At 67.3% G+C, this 13,925-nt stretch carries 14 protein-coding genes; 7 read left to right on the top strand and 7 right to left on the bottom strand.

Annotated features, from left to right (window positions below; genetic code table 11):
- Positions 1-15 precede the first annotated feature (15 nt).
- The 3 genes from LL964_RS03850 to lpxO all read left to right on the top strand — a co-directional run bounded on the left by LL964_RS03850 (position 16) and on the right by lpxO (position 2,933).
- A complete protein-coding gene (locus LL964_RS03850) occupies positions 16-798 on the top strand; it encodes an SDR family oxidoreductase (RefSeq protein ID WP_104586221.1) in 783 nt (260 codons plus the stop codon).
- Positions 799-969: 171 nt separating this feature from the next.
- Positions 970-1,854 (top strand): malonyl-ACP O-methyltransferase BioC, encoded by an 885-nt coding sequence (gene bioC, locus LL964_RS03845; protein WP_104586223.1) that lies wholly within the window; start codon positions 970-972, stop codon positions 1,852-1,854.
- 173 nt (positions 1,855-2,027) lie between these two features.
- Positions 2,028-2,933 (top strand): lipid A hydroxylase LpxO, encoded by a 906-nt coding sequence (lpxO, locus tag LL964_RS03840; RefSeq protein WP_104586225.1) that lies wholly within the window; start codon positions 2,028-2,030, stop codon positions 2,931-2,933.
- Positions 2,934-3,041: 108 nt separating this feature from the next.
- Here the strand turns inward: lpxO and LL964_RS03835 are convergent, their stop codons facing one another.
- The 3 genes from LL964_RS03835 to LL964_RS03825 all read right to left on the bottom strand — a co-directional run bounded on the left by LL964_RS03835 (position 3,042) and on the right by LL964_RS03825 (position 5,121).
- The gene (locus LL964_RS03835) at positions 3,042-3,461 is read right to left on the bottom strand and encodes a nuclear transport factor 2 family protein (protein ID WP_104586227.1); all 420 of its coding nucleotides are present in this window, start codon (positions 3,459-3,461) and stop codon (positions 3,042-3,044) included.
- A 98-nt stretch (positions 3,462-3,559) separates the two neighbouring features.
- Complete coding sequence (locus tag LL964_RS03830) at positions 3,560-4,177, bottom strand: YdcF family protein (protein WP_104586229.1); 618 nt, start codon at positions 4,175-4,177, stop codon at positions 3,560-3,562.
- Positions 4,162-5,121: a pyridoxal-phosphate dependent enzyme gene (locus tag LL964_RS03825; RefSeq protein ID WP_104586231.1), complete on the bottom strand. Its 960-nt coding sequence runs from the start codon at positions 5,119-5,121 to the stop codon at positions 4,162-4,164. The genes LL964_RS03830 and LL964_RS03825 overlap by 16 nt, the downstream gene beginning before the upstream one ends.
- Positions 5,122-5,278: 157 nt before the next feature.
- Between LL964_RS03825 and LL964_RS03820 the strand changes: the two genes are divergently transcribed.
- The 3 genes from LL964_RS03820 to LL964_RS03810 all read left to right on the top strand — a co-directional run bounded on the left by LL964_RS03820 (position 5,279) and on the right by LL964_RS03810 (position 9,163).
- Positions 5,279-5,731 carry a hypothetical protein gene (locus LL964_RS03820; protein ID WP_104586241.1) on the top strand — a complete coding sequence of 151 codons (453 nt, stop codon included), beginning with the start codon at positions 5,279-5,281 and terminating at the stop codon, positions 5,729-5,731.
- A 556-nt stretch (positions 5,732-6,287) separates the two neighbouring features.
- Positions 6,288-8,192 carry a tRNA uridine-5-carboxymethylaminomethyl(34) synthesis enzyme MnmG gene (mnmG, locus tag LL964_RS03815; RefSeq protein WP_104586243.1) on the top strand — a complete coding sequence of 635 codons (1,905 nt, stop codon included), beginning with the start codon at positions 6,288-6,290 and terminating at the stop codon, positions 8,190-8,192.
- Positions 8,193-8,452: 260 nt separating this feature from the next.
- A complete protein-coding gene (locus LL964_RS03810; RefSeq protein ID WP_104586245.1) occupies positions 8,453-9,163 on the top strand; it encodes a DUF2490 domain-containing protein in 711 nt (236 codons plus the stop codon).
- Positions 9,164-9,212: 49 nt separating this feature from the next.
- On the opposite strand, the gene LL964_RS03805 is transcribed toward LL964_RS03810, so the two are convergent.
- Complete coding sequence (locus LL964_RS03805) at positions 9,213-10,070, bottom strand: PA4780 family RIO1-like protein kinase (RefSeq protein ID WP_104586247.1); 858 nt, start codon at positions 10,068-10,070, stop codon at positions 9,213-9,215.
- 146 nt (positions 10,071-10,216) lie between these two features.
- On the opposite strand from LL964_RS03805, the gene LL964_RS03800 reads away from it, so the two are divergent.
- Positions 10,217-11,077 (top strand): IclR family transcriptional regulator domain-containing protein, encoded by an 861-nt coding sequence (locus LL964_RS03800; protein ID WP_104586483.1) that lies wholly within the window; start codon positions 10,217-10,219, stop codon positions 11,075-11,077.
- Positions 11,078-11,122: 45 nt separating this feature from the next.
- Here LL964_RS03800 and pcaC read toward each other — a convergent pair whose 3' ends face one another.
- From pcaC to LL964_RS03785, 3 genes are read right to left on the bottom strand one after another with little or no spacing between them, the layout of a single operon-like run.
- Positions 11,123-11,509, bottom strand: a complete 387-nt coding sequence (gene pcaC, locus LL964_RS03795; RefSeq protein WP_104586249.1) for a 4-carboxymuconolactone decarboxylase — start codon at positions 11,507-11,509, stop codon at positions 11,123-11,125.
- Positions 11,510-11,531: 22 nt separating this feature from the next.
- Positions 11,532-12,314 carry a 3-oxoadipate enol-lactonase gene (gene pcaD / locus LL964_RS03790; RefSeq protein WP_104586251.1) on the bottom strand — a complete coding sequence of 261 codons (783 nt, stop codon included), beginning with the start codon at positions 12,312-12,314 and terminating at the stop codon, positions 11,532-11,534.
- 10 nt (positions 12,315-12,324) lie between these two features.
- Complete coding sequence (locus LL964_RS03785; RefSeq protein WP_104586484.1) at positions 12,325-13,677, bottom strand: 3-carboxy-cis,cis-muconate cycloisomerase; 1,353 nt, start codon at positions 13,675-13,677, stop codon at positions 12,325-12,327.
- Positions 13,678-13,925: the final 248 nt, after the last annotated feature.

Here is a 13,925-nt window from a genome sequence, read left to right as displayed (position 1 = left end):
TCGAGGACGCATTGCATGGACTTGGGAATCGCCGGGCGCTGGGCGCTGGTCTGCGCCGCCAGCAAGGGCCTGGGCCTGGGCTGCGCACGCGCGCTGGCCAGCGAAGGCGTCAACGTGGTGATCGTGGCGCGTGGCCGCGATGCGCTGGAACAGGCCGCCACTGCAGTGCGCGCGCTCCCCGGCGCGGGCGAGGTGCGCAGCGTGGTCGCCGACATCGCCACTGCGGAAGGACGCAGCACCGCGCTCGACGCCTGCCCGCAGGTCGACATCCTGATCAACAACGCCGGCGGCCCGCCGCCGGGCGACTTCCGTCAATGGGAGCGCGAGCATTGGCTGCGTGCGCTCGACACCAACATGCTGGCGCCGATCGAACTGATCCGCGCCACCGTCGATGCCATGCGCACGCGCCGCTTCGGCCGCATCGTCAACATCACCTCCAGCGCGGTGAAGGCGCCCATCGACATGCTCGGGCTGTCCAATGGCGCACGCGCCGGCCTGACCGGTTTCGTGGCGGGTCTGGCCCGCAGTACGGTGGCCGACAACGTCACCCTCAACAATCTGCTGCCGGGCCAATTCCTTACCGACCGGCTGCGCAGCAACTTCACCGCGATCGCACAGCAACAAGGCGATAGCGCTGAGGTGGTCGCCGAGCGCAAGCGTGCCGGCATTCCGGCCAGGCGCTTCGGCGAGCCGGACGAATTCGGTGCCGCCTGCGCGTTCCTGTGCAGCGCCCAGGCCGGCTACATCACCGGGCAGAACCTGCTGATCGATGGCGGCAGCTACCCCGGCACGTTCTAGCGCGCCGGATCGCCGGAAGCATCGGTGGCGGTGGATGGAGCGATCCGTGGGCCCGGCGCACTCCGCGTATCCTGCGCGCCGCACGCATGCAACGCACCAGGTCGCGCTTCGGAAGGCCGCCATGGCGCATCGATTCCCTCCGCACCGGCCACAGGCGACAATAGCGGCGCAATGAACAGTACTTTCGATCCCCGCCACGTCCGTCGCGCCTTCGCGCGCGCCGCCAGCAGCTACGCCGCCGCCGCCGCGCTGCAGCGCGAAGTGGAAACCCGCCTGCTCGAATCGCTGGATTACCTGGGCGATCATGTCCCGAAGGTGGTGCTGGACGTCGGCGCCGGCCCCGGCCATGCCAGCAGCAGCATCAAGAAGCGCTGGCCAAAGGCGCAGGTGATCGCGCTCGATCAGGCCATGCCGATGCTGCGCCAGGCACGCAAGGCGGCCGGCTGGTGGAAACCGTTCGCCCAGGTCTGCGCCGACGCGCGTGCGCTGCCGGTGGCCGATGGCAGCGTGGATGTCATCTTCAGCAACCTGTGCCTGCAGTGGGTGGACGACCTGCCGGCGGTGTTCGCCGGCTTCCGCCGTGCGCTGCGCCCGGGTGGGCTGTTGCTGTGCTCCACCTTCGGCCCGGAGACCCTGATCGAACTGCGCGAGGCCTTTGCCCAGGCCGACACCGCTCCGCACGTCAGCCGCTTCCCGCCGATCGCCCAGTTCGGCGATGCCTTGATGATGTCCGGCTTCCGCGATCCGGTGCTGGACCGCGACCTGTTCACGCTGACCTATCAGGACCTGCCCGCGCTGATGCGCGAGCTGCGCGCGATGGGCGCGACCAATGCGCTCAACGAGCGCCGCACCACCCTCACCGGACGTGGTCGCTTCGCCGCCGCCAGCGCTGCCTACGAGCCGCTGCGACGAGCGGACGGGACACTGCCCAGCTCCTGGGAAGTGATCTACGCGCAGGCCTGGGCTCCGGCCGCCGGTGCCCCCATCCGCGAGCGCGGCCAGGACATCGCCAGTGTCCCGGTCGCTTCCATCCCGATCCGCCGCCGCGGCGAGTGAGCGCCGCTCCAGGCGGCGTAGCGCGTCAGTGACACACTGCATTGCGCCGGCATCGGGGGCTGATGCGTGGGCAAGACCGTATCACCCGGTAGAATTCACAAGTTGACGACGCCTCCCCTGCGTCGAACCCGCCGCTCCCCCTGCGACGGCCCCGCCCCCATTCGGCCTCTCCCATGTTGAAGTGGTTTCTGATCGCGCTGTTCATCGCATCGGCGCTGTACATCCATTACCGCGGTCGCGTGCGGCACCGGCTCAGTCGGCAGCTGCTGGACCATTCCACCTTCATGGCGCCGATCAACACGCTGATGTACCTGTGCTCGCGTGTGCCGACGACGCCGTTCATCGACCCGGGCCGGGAATTTCCGGAACTGGCGCCGCTGCGCGCGAACTGGTCCGTGATCCGCGACGAAGCGGTGGCCCTGCAGCAGATGCAGAAGATCCGCGCCGCCGACGGCTATACCGACATCGGCTTCAATTCGTTCTTCCGCCGCGGCTGGAAACGCTTCTACCTGAAATGGTACGGCACCGCGCATCCCTCGGCGGCCGAGCTGTGCCCGCAGACCACCGCCCTGCTCAAGTCGATCCCCGCAGTGAAGGCGGCCATGTTCGCCGAGCTGCCGCCGGGCAGCGAGCTGCGCCCGCACCGCGACCCGTTCGCAGGATCCATGCGGCTGCACCTGGGGCTGGCCACGCCCAACGACGACCGTTGCTTCATCGACGTGGACGGACAGCGCCACAGCTGGCGCGATGGCGAGTGGACCATGTTCGACGAGACCTACATCCACTACGCGCGCAACGACACCGATCAGGACCGCATCATCCTGTTCTGCGATATCGAGCGCCCGATGCGCTGGCGCTGGGCGGCGGCGGTGAACCGTTTGGTCGGCCGCAGCCTGCTCTCGGCGGGCGCCTCGCCCAATCAGGAAGGCGACAAGACCGGCGGCATCAACCGCGTGTTCCGCTATTTCTACGCCGCGCGACTGAAGGCCAAGGCGCTGAAGGAGCGCAACAACCCGCTCTATCAGGTGCTCAAGTGGAGCCTGTTCGTGCTGGTGGTGATCGGTATCGTGCGGCTGTAGCGTCGCACCATCCGAGGAGCGCACCCGGGCGCGACCGGTCATGCCGGCAGCGCCTCATCGCGCGCAAGCGCGCTCCTACGCAGCACCGCTCCGTGCCGATCGATGCGCTCAGCGCGACACCTGCGCGATCCACTCCTGCAGGTTGTAGTAGTTGGTCACGCGGGCGATCCTGCCTTCGCGCACCTCGAAGAAGGCGCCGCCCGGCAGCACATAGGTCTGCCCATGCGCATCGGGCAGGCCTTCGTCGGTGGTGTGGTAGACGCCATGCACCACGTATTCGGCGCCCAGGCGCGTGCCGTCCTCGTTGGCGGTCACCACGATGTCGTGCAGCTGCTCACGGTAGCTGTCGTTCATGCGCTGCAGGAACGCGGCAAAATCCACGCGACCGATCTCGCGCGTTCCCTGATTGAGGTCGTGCGCGACATCCTCGGTCAGGAACGCCAACATGCCGTCCCAATCGCCGCGATTGAAGGCTTCGTAATAGGCCTGAACCAGGCCGATAGCGTGTTGTCGGTTGCTCTCGCTCATGCTCGAACCTGCCGCTGGGAAAACCGCATCATAATAAAACGCGCGCGGTGTGGCGGAGGTCGCGCGCACTGCCGGCAGGACCGGCGCGGCGCGACTGGCTAGGCGCCGCGCGACAGCAGATCGCGGTGGAAGTAGTAGACCTCCTGCAGCAGAAAACGCCAGCTGGTGTGGAAACTGCGAAAGCGCGTACTTGGTGTGGACGACGCCAGCGCGTCCACGCCCAGCTCACGGCTCAGTCGCAATGCCCGCGCCATGTGCAGCGGGTCGCTGACGATGATTGCCCGATGCATGCCGTGACGCTCCATCAGCGCACGCGCCTGCTCCAGATTCTGCCGGGTGGTGCGCGAGCGGGTTTCGATCACGATCGCGTCCGACGGCACGCCATGCCGAAGCGCATAGCGCCGCGCCACCTGCGATTCGGCAAAGCGTGCGCCGTTGCCGAAGCCACCGGTGAACAACAGGTGCGACGCATAGCCTTGTGTGTACAGATCCAGCGCGTGCCGGATCCGCTCTTCGAACACCGGCGATGGACGCGCATCGTAGGCGGCCGCGCCCAGCACGATGATCACATCGGCCGGCGCGGCCTGATCGCGATCGCCAACCCAGACGATCCAGCCAGCCACCCCCACCAGCCAGATCAGCGCCAGCATGCACAGCCGCCAGCACCATCCCCACAGCCCCAGACCGCGCGCGCGCCTGCTCATGCGAGCACCCACGGCAGCGCATCCAGGTCGACATTGCCGCCGGACAGGACCAGCCCCACCCTGCGCCCGGCGAACCGGTCCGGCTCGGCCAGTACCGCGGCCAGCGCGATCGCCGAAGACGGCTCCACCACCTGCTTGAGGATCTGCCAGAGCAGCCGCATCGCCTGCACCACGGCCGCATCGTCCACCGTGATCGCCTGCGCGCCGGCATCCTGCAGCAGCGCGAAATTCGGTTCCCCGAGCGTTCCACGCAGGCCATCGCACACGGTCTCGGGAACGAAATCGATCAGGCGCCGCCCCGCGGCCAGTGAGCGGGCGGTATCGGCCGCGCCGCTCGGCTCGGCCAGCACCAGTGCGCAGTCCGGCGCCGCGCGCAAAGCCAGCGCCGCCCCGGCCGCGAGCCCACCGCCGCCGACCGGCACCACCAGCACGTCCAGCCCGCCGCTCTGGTGCAGCAGCTCCAGCGTGGCGGTGCCCTGCCCGGCGATCACGGCCGGATCGGTATACGGATGGACCAGCGTGGCGCCACTGCTGGCCTGTACCTGCGCACATAACTGCTCGCGCGCCGCGATGGTTGGCGCGCAGCGCCACAGGGTGGCGCCGTGGCGGGAGATATTGGCCAGCTTGGCGGCCACCGCTCCCTCGGGCACTACCACATGGCAGCCGATCTCGCGCGTGCGCGCGGCCAGGGCCAGCGCGGCGCCGTGATTGCCGGACGAGTGCGTGACCACGCCTCGCGCAGCCTGCTGCTGGGGCAGCGCCCAGACGGCATTGCAGGCGCCGCGGAACTTGAAGGCGCCACTGCGTTGCAGGTGTTCGGCCTTGAAGAACAGGCGTGCGCCGCTCAAGGTGTCCAGGCTGTGCGAGGTCAGCACCGGTGTCGGTGCGCAGTGCGGGGCGATGCGCGCCGCGGCGTGCAGCACGTCGCGGTGGGCCAGGGGGACCGTTTCGATCATGCAGCAAGATTAACGTATCGTCCCGTCCTTCACGGCTCGCACGCAGCATGCCGCCGCATGCTGGATCCATGAAGAACCGCGCCGTTGCTGCGGAGTTAAGGACCGATTCAAAGCACCGGTTCGAAAGTGACACCATGGTTGCAGGAGGGCACCATCGATGAAATTCCGTCTGATCTTCGCTGCCGGGCTGATTGCCCTGAGCGGCTGTGCAACCTATGACTACACCGGAGGCGGGTCGGGCGGCTACTACCGCGGCGCCCCTGCAGTGCAGTACCGCTATCCGCCGGGGTACTCGCCGTTCTACTACGGTCCGCCCTACGGGCCCTATGGGGCAGGTGGCTTCGGCCTGTATAACTATCCGATCCATCCGATCTATCGCGGTGGCGGCTATTACTACCGGCCCTACGATCGGCGGCCGCAATACCGACCGCCGCGCCCGCAAGGCGGCTTCAGTGGCCCACGCCCGGATCGGCCTCGGCCATCGCAGCCGTCAGGCGGCAGCCGGCCGCCGACCGGTGCGCCACCGTCGCGACCGCCGCCGCGGATCGGTGCGCCGCCAAGGGTGATCCGGGAAATCCAGCGGCAGACGCCACGCCAGCAAATTCCGTAACCCGCTGACTGAGACACGTCCCACAAATGAGACGTGTGGGGCTTGCGTTCAGTTGGTACTTGGACGCAAGCTAGGTGCTCTGTGTGACCTGCCACGTCATGTTGTGACCCGGCTCGCCGCATGGACCGACTTATGTCGATGTCCGACAGGGAAATCTGGATCCCCCCTGTTCCGGCCCTGTCGGATATCGGCGCCTTCAACGCATAAAGCCCCGGCATGCCGGGGCTTTATGCGTTTTGTCCGGGTGCCAGTGTGGTCGATGGCCGGCAACAGGTCGGCGTCAGGCAAAAAATTAAGGGTCGGCAGTCCCCCGACTACCGACCCTTACGCTACCCCGACGCACGCGCGGCTGGCCCCTGTTCCAATTCCAGCCTTTGCGCCCATGTCGCAATGCCGCGCCGGGTGCAGTAGGGATATCCGCACGAAACATGCCAACTTGAGCGCCACTATTGCGAAATGTGATTTACACCACACTTTTAGCGCATTAGTGACCGCGTCGGTCCTTCAGCCGATACTTCTCCGGCCGTTTTTCTTTTTCCGTCATCGATACACGCCCATGTCCGACTCCTTCTACCGCTTCGACGTCATCGTGATCGGCGGCGGCCACGCCGGCACCGAGGCTGCGCTGGCATCCGCGCGTGCCGGTGCCCGCACCCTGCTGCTGACCCACAACATCGAGACAGTGGGCGCGATGAGCTGCAATCCGGCCATCGGCGGGATTGGCAAGGGCCACCTGGTCAAGGAGATCGACGCGCTGGGCGGGGCCATGGCGCATGCCGCCGATCTGGCCGGCATCCAGTGGCGCACGCTCAATGCCTCCAAGGGGCCGGCGGTGCGCGCCACCCGCTGCCAGGCCGACCGCAACCTCTACCGCAATGCGATCCGCCGCATCGTCGAAGCGCAGCCCAACCTGACCGTGTTCCAGGCGGCGGTGGACGATCTGATCATCCACAACGGTGCCGCCGAAGGCGATAGCGTGCGCGGGGTGATCACCCAGACCGGGCTGCGTTTCGAAGCACCCTCGGTGGTGCTGACCGCCGGCACCTTTCTGGCCGGCAAGATCCATGTCGGCGAAACGCAGTATGCGGCAGGGCGCATGGGAGATCCGCCGGCCACCACCCTGGCCGCCCGCCTGCGCGAGCGCCCGTTCGCCATCGACCGCCTCAAGACCGGTACCCCGCCGCGTATCGATGGACGCTCGCTGGACTACGGCGTGATGGTCGAGCAACCCGGCGACGACCCGCTGCCGGTGATGTCGTTCATGGGGCAGGTCGGCGACCATCCGCGTCAGGTCAGCTGCTGGATCACCCACACCACCGAACAGACCCACGACATCATCCGCAATGCGCTGCATCGCTCGCCGCTGTATTCAGGGCAGATCGAAGGCATTGGCCCGCGCTACTGCCCGTCGATCGAAGACAAGGTGGTGCGTTTCGCCGAGAAGACCAGCCACCAGATCTTCGTCGAACCCGAAGGGCTGGAGGTGACCGAGATCTATCCCAACGGCATCTCCACCTCGCTACCGTTCGATGTACAGCTGGCGCTGGTGCGCTCGATCAACGGCTTTGCCCGGGCGCACATCACCCGCCCCGGCTATGCCATCGAATACGACTTCTTCGACCCGCGCGGGCTCAAGGCCTCGCTGGAAACCAAGGCCGTGGGCGGGCTGTTCTTCGCCGGCCAGATCAACGGCACCACCGGCTATGAAGAAGCTGCCGCGCAAGGCCTGCTGGCCGGCCTCAATGCCGCCCGGCACGTACAGGGATTGCCCGCGTGGTCGCCGCGCCGCGATGAGGCCTACCTGGGCGTGCTGGTGGACGATCTGATCACCCACGGCACCACCGAGCCGTATCGCATGTTCACCAGCCGCGCCGAGTACCGGCTGCAGCTGCGCGAAGACAATGCCGATGCGCGTTTGACCGGTGTCGGCCGCAGCATGGGCCTGGTCGACGACGCGCGCTGGGCGCGCTTTGCGGCCAAGCAGGAGGCCGTGCAGCGCGAAAGCGCACGCCTGTCTGCACTGTGGGCCACACCCGGCAATGCGCTGGGGCGCGAGGTGACGCAGACCCTGGGCGTGTCGCTGAGCCGCGAAACCAATGTGCTGGATCTGATCAAGCGCCCGGAATTGAACTACGCCAGCCTGATGCGCGTGCCGACCCTAGGGCCAGGCGTGGACGATAGCCAGGTGGCAGAACAGGTCGAAATCGGCGTCAAGTACGCCGGCTACCTGGACCGTCAGCGCGACGACATCGCACGTCAGCAGCGCCAGGAAAACACGCCGATACCCGAGGGTTTCGACTATGCCGGCGTGCGCGGACTATCGATCGAGGTGCAACAGAAGCTCGAACGCGTGCGCCCGCAAAACATCGGCCAGGCCCAGCGCATTCCCGGCATGACGCCGGCAGCGATCTCGCTGCTGCTGGTACACCTGGAGCGTGCGCGGCGCAGCCAGGTGGCGTAGCGTCCCGCTGGACACGTGTGGTGCAGAACGAGGTCGCAGCGCTGTCAGGAGCGGCACCACCACGACATGGAGATCGTCCATCGCCGACCCGTGTGGTGTGTGCATTGCATGGGCCGGTCGTCGGTTTGGAGAAACCGGCACGATGGAATGTCGCGATTCACGAAGAGAGTGGCGAATAAGGGCGGAATAGATCCGCCGGACGGTCGTTGGGCGGGCAAAGGATATTGCTATGATTTGCCAACGACGACACATTTTATTAAATGAACGCAGTTAGCACGTTATTGGCCGCCACGCTCCGCATCGCCTGCCCCGCTGCGCTCCTGACGCTGGCAAGCATCTACCCTGCCCATGCCAGCACCGAAGAAGATGGGCGGTATTGGTTGAGTATCTACGCTCAGGGCAAGCTGCCGGTCGAGAATCTCTACTGGAGCATGGATATCCATCCCCGCTGGCGCGAAGAAGGCGAGCAGTTCGATCAATTGATCCTGCGCCCGGCAGTGTTTTATCGACTCAATCCCAAGGCCAGCGTCTGGATGGGTTACGACACCATCATCAGCCATCCGGCCGGGCAACCCTCCAATCGCGAGAATCGCTGGTGGGGGCAGTTCCAGTATCAGTTCGACCCGGTCGCCAACATCAGTATCACCAGCCGAACCCGCCTGGAACAACGTCACCGCGAGGACTTCAGCGACGAGGGATATCGGGTGCGGCAGATGATTCGCGCCACCCGCCCCAGCAGCCTGGCGCCGCAGTTGTCCTGGGTGGTCTTCGACGAGGTGTTCGTCAATCTCGACCAGACCAGCTGGGGAGCGCGACGCGGTCTCGACCAGAACCGTCTGTTCGTCGGCATCAACTGGAAATTCAATGCCATTTCCAATGTCGATGTGGGCTATCTGAACCAGTTCGTCAACACCCGCGCGGTGGATCGCGAAAACCATGTGCTGATGACGACATTCCGCTTCAATTTCTGAGAATGCACGCCGGCGCGGCAGGCACTTGCAGATGTCTGCACTGCGCCGATCAATCGTCTTCGGCAGCGGCTTGCCGACCCTGCTGGCGGATCAGATTTTCCTGGCGTGCGTCCTCGATGGAAGCGCGCACGGCGCGCACATCCGCACGCCGGGTATCGAACCGGAAACGCCCGGTGAGCACGCTATCGGGGCGTAGCTCGCCCTTTTCGTAGAGCGCCCACATCTCTTCGCCGTAATGGGTCTGAAGCAGCTCCGGTGCGAAACGTCCCAGGCAATCGCGCAGGTTGTGCACGTCGCGCAGCAACATCTGGCGTGCGGCATTATTGCCGGCGGCGCTGACCACCTGCGGAAAGTCGATCACCACCGGCCCCTGGGGCGACACCAGCACGTTGTATTCGGACAGGTCGCCGTGCACCAACCCCAGCGACAGCATCTTGACCACGTCGCCGATCAGGCTGGCATGGAAGGCAAGCGCCTGTTCCGGTTCCAGTTCCACTTCGCCCAGGCGCGGTGCGCTATGCCCCGCGTCGTCGGTGACCAGGTCCATCAGCAGCACGCCATGGAAATAGCCGCGCGGCCTGGGCACGTGCACGCCGGCATCCACCAGTTGGTAGAGCGCATCGGCCTCGGTGTTCTTCCATGCCGTTTCGGCCTCGCGTCGGCCGAACTTGGTGGCCTTGCCCATCGCCCGTGCCTGGCGGCTGCCGCGCACCTTGCGCCCCTCCTGGTACTGCACGCGCGCCTGGAAGCTGCGCTGCGCCATGTCCTTGTAGACCTTGGCGCACAGGATGTCTTCGCCGGCACCGACCACGTAGACGGAGGCTTCCTTGCCGCTCTTCAGCGGCCGCAATACCTCGTCGATCACGCCGTCGTCGATCAGCGGCTGCAGACCCTTGGGGGTTTTCATGGACTAGGAGGACCATCCGGAACGAGCCAGCGACGATTATGCGGCAAGCCGGGTGAAGCGTTTAGATGCCGCGCACGCCCACCGCGATCGGCGCGCACGACGGTGCGAGCGCTTACCATGGCAGCACCTGCCCAAGCTGCGATCCGATGCCCGACACTCCTGCCCGCCGCCGCACACCCTCCGCCTCCACGGCTGCGGCCGGCAGCGAACGCGGTCTGCCGCACGAGCTGATGCAGCAGATTGCCGCCGCGCAGGGCGACCCCGATTTCATGACCTCGCTGGGGCGTGGGTTGGTGGTGCTGAGCGTGTTCGCCCAGCATGCGCGCGAGGTGACGATGTCGCAGATCAGCCTGGAAACCGGGATCTCGCGCGCCGCGGTGCGGCGCGTGCTGCACACGCTGACCAGGCTGGGCTACGTGGGCGAGCAGGGCCGCGGCTATGTGTTGCTGCCGCGCGTGCTGGGGCTGGGCGGTGCGTACGTCGCCTCGTCGTCGATGACCGCCGCGGCGCAGCCGGTGTTGGACGGCCTGCGCGATCAGGTGCTGGAATCCTGCTCGCTAGGTGTGCTGGACGGCGACGACCTGCTGTACGTGGCGCGTGCGGAGACGGTGCGCATCATGTCCATCGGGCTACGCCCGGGCACCCGGCTGCCGGCGTATTGCACCTCGATGGGCCGGGTGCTGCTGGCTGCGCTGCCCGCCGACACCCTGCGAGCCTATCTGGAACGCACCACGCTGCGCCCGCGCACCGAACGCACGCTGACCCAGGCATCGGCGCTGCTGGAGGTGCTGGCACGCACGCGCCGCGAGGGCATGTGCCTGACCGACCAGGAACTGGAGATCGGGCTGCGCTCGATCGCGGTGCCGGTGCGCAACCTGCGCGGCGAGGTGATCGCCGCGCTGAACATCGGCGCCCAGGCGGGGCGCGTGAGCCTGCAGACCATGCAGATGCAATTGCTGGAGCCGCTGAAACAGGCCGCGCAGCGACTGGGCACCTTGCTGAGCTAGGCCGCCCCGAACCGCAGCGTCGGCACGTTCCAAGAAGCGAAGGACTCAGCCTTCCGCAGCCTGTTCCTGCAGGATCGGCACGGCCAGCGCAAAGGCGTGGTTGGCAGCCGGCACGCCGCAATAGATGGCCGCCTGCAGCAACACTTCCTTGATCTGCTCGGCGGTCACGCCGTTGTTGCGTGCCGCACGGACGTGCAGCTTGAATTCCTCGTCGTGGCCCAGGGCGACCATCATCGACAAGGTGATCAACGAACGGGTATGCGCGGGCAAGCCATCGCGGGTCCAGATGGTGCCCCAGGCATAGCGGGTGATCAGGGCCTGGAACTCGTCGGTCAGCGGGCTGCGTGCGGCCTGCGCGCGATCGACATGCGCATCGCCCAGCACGCGCCGGCGTTCGCGCATGCCGGCCTGGTAACGCTCGTCTTCGTGCATCGGATGTCCTTGGCGGGGGGAGTCAGTCGTTTAACAGGAAACCCAGTACCGCGTCGTTGAAGGCGGCGGGCGATTCAAGATTGCAGATGTGCCGGCCGGGCACCTGAGCGTAGTGGCCGTCGGGGGCGGCGTAGGCGATGTCGCGCAGGTTCGGCGGCGGACAGACCGGGTCGTCGTCGCCGGCCACGGCCAGCAGCGGCAAGGCCAGGCCATCGAGCGCGCCGCGGAAGTCCGCCTCGGCCACGGCCTGGCAGCAGGCCATGTAGCCGGCCGGCGAGGTGGACACGAACGCGGCAGCCACCATGTCCAGGCGCTGCGCATGGCTGTGCGCAAACGCTGGGGTGAACCAGCGCTGCAAGGTGGCATCGATCAGGCTTGGCAGGCCTTCGCTGCGCACCTGCTCGATACGCGCCTCCCAGGTGGCCGAACTGCCGATCTTCTGCGCGGTGGCGCACACCACCAGGCGGCGCAGCCGTTGCGGTGCGTGCAGGCCCAGCCACTGCCCGGTGAGTCCGCCGATCGACAGCCCGCAGAAATCGCTGCGTTCGATCTGCAGTGCGTCCCACAGCGCCAGCACGTCCTGGGCCAGTTCGGCGATGCTGTAGGGACCGGGCGGCGTTTCCGAATAGCCGTGACCGCGCCGGTCGTAACGCAGGATGCGGTAATGCGGGGCGAAGGCTTCGATCTGCACATCCCACATGTGCAGATCGGTGCCGAGCGAGTTGCAGAAGGTCAGCCAGGGCCGCCCCTCGGTGCCGTCCAGGCGGTAGTGCAGGCGATGCGTGGGCAACGGGAGATAGGCCATCGGAGCACCGTCAGCGGGAAGGAGAACCGGCCAGCACGCGGTCGATCCAGACCGACGACATGCCACGCCAGCTCCGGCTATCGAACACCGCCTGCAGTTGTGCCGGCGTGAGTATCGCGCCGACCTGCGGATCCTCGCCCAACACTTCGCGCAGATGCCGTTGCTGTTGCTGCGCGCGCAGCACGGCCTGCTCGACCAGCGCATGTGCCTGCGCCTTGCCGAGCTGCGGCGCCAGGGCGAACACCGCCGCCTCGGCGTAGAGCACGCCGCCGTGGCTGTCCAGATGCGCCCGCATGCGTGCGCGGTCCAGTTCCAGCCCGGCCAGGCAGGCCTGCATCTGCGCCAGGCTGCCGGCAGTGAGCCGCACGATCTGCGGCAGGGTGTCCCATTCGGCATGCCACTGACCGGCGGCGCGCTCGTGCGGCTGCGTCATCGCGCTGAACAAGGTGGCGACCAGGCCGGGCACGCGCGTGGCCGCGGCGATCGCCGCGACGCTGGAGACCGGATTGCGCTTGTGCGGCATCGCCGACGAGCCGCCCTTGCCGGCCGCGGCGGGTTCGAACGCCTCGCCCACCTCCGACTGCATCAGCAACACCACGTCGCCGGCGATCTTGCCCAGGGTGCCGGCCAGCAGCCCGAATACGCAGCCGATCTCGACGATGCGGTCGCGGGCGGTATGCCAGGGCACGGCCGGCAACGGCAAGGCCAGGGTGTCGGCCAGCGCCTGCGCCACCTCCAGTCCGCGCGTCTGCAGCGAGGCCAGGGTGCCGGCAGCGCCACCGAACTGCAGCGCCAGCGCATCCTCGCGCAGGGCGTGCAGGCGGCGCTGCGCGCGCTGCAGCGCATCCAGCCAGCCGGCCGCCTTGAGTCCGAAGGTCACCGGCACCGCATGTTGCAGCAGGGTGCGCCCGGGCAGGCCGGTGTCGCGCTCGCGTTCGGACAGATCGGCCAGGATGCCGCACAGGCGCTGCAGTTGCGGCAGCAGCAGATCGAGCGCAGCGCGCAACTGCAGCACCATGCCGGTGTCGATGAGGTCCTGGCTGGTGGCACCCCAGTGCACCCAGCGCGCGGCGTCGGCATCGTGTTGGCTCACCCGCGCGGTGAGCGCCTTGACCAGCCCGATGGCGGGGTTGCCAGCCAGCGCGGTGGCCTGCGCCAATGCGGCCAGGTCGTAATGGCGCACATCGCAGGCCCGGGCGATGGCCTGCGCGGCGGCCGCGGGAATGACGCCGCAGTGCGCCTGCGCCTGGGCCAGCGCCGCTTCGAACTGCAACATCGCCTGCACCCGCGCCGCATCGTCGAACAGCGCGTCGCATGCAGGGTCGCCAAACAAGGGGTCCAACAGCGAAAAGGTGGAACTCATGCGGTGGCTCTCTTGGCGTGGCGGCAGCATGGCATCGCAGCGCGTAGGTGCCAACCGGCACGCGACACGTGTGCATGGCCGTTGCGCGCAACGTCCATCCACTGCATGCCATGGCCACGCGCGCAGGGGGAAACTGCGGCGCCATCGCGCCGGACGGCAGCGCAACCTGCCACACGGCATCGCCGGACCGGACACCGCTGCGTGATTCGAACAGGCGGGGAGCGGCCAGGGCCACGCCTGCGACTGGC

It is taken from the genome of Xanthomonas melonis (assembly GCF_020783655.1).
Classification (GTDB): Bacteria; Pseudomonadota; Gammaproteobacteria; order Xanthomonadales; family Xanthomonadaceae; genus Xanthomonas; species Xanthomonas melonis.
The sequence above is the reverse complement of the archived record's forward strand: the minus strand, read 5'-3'. Positions and strand labels throughout refer to the sequence as shown.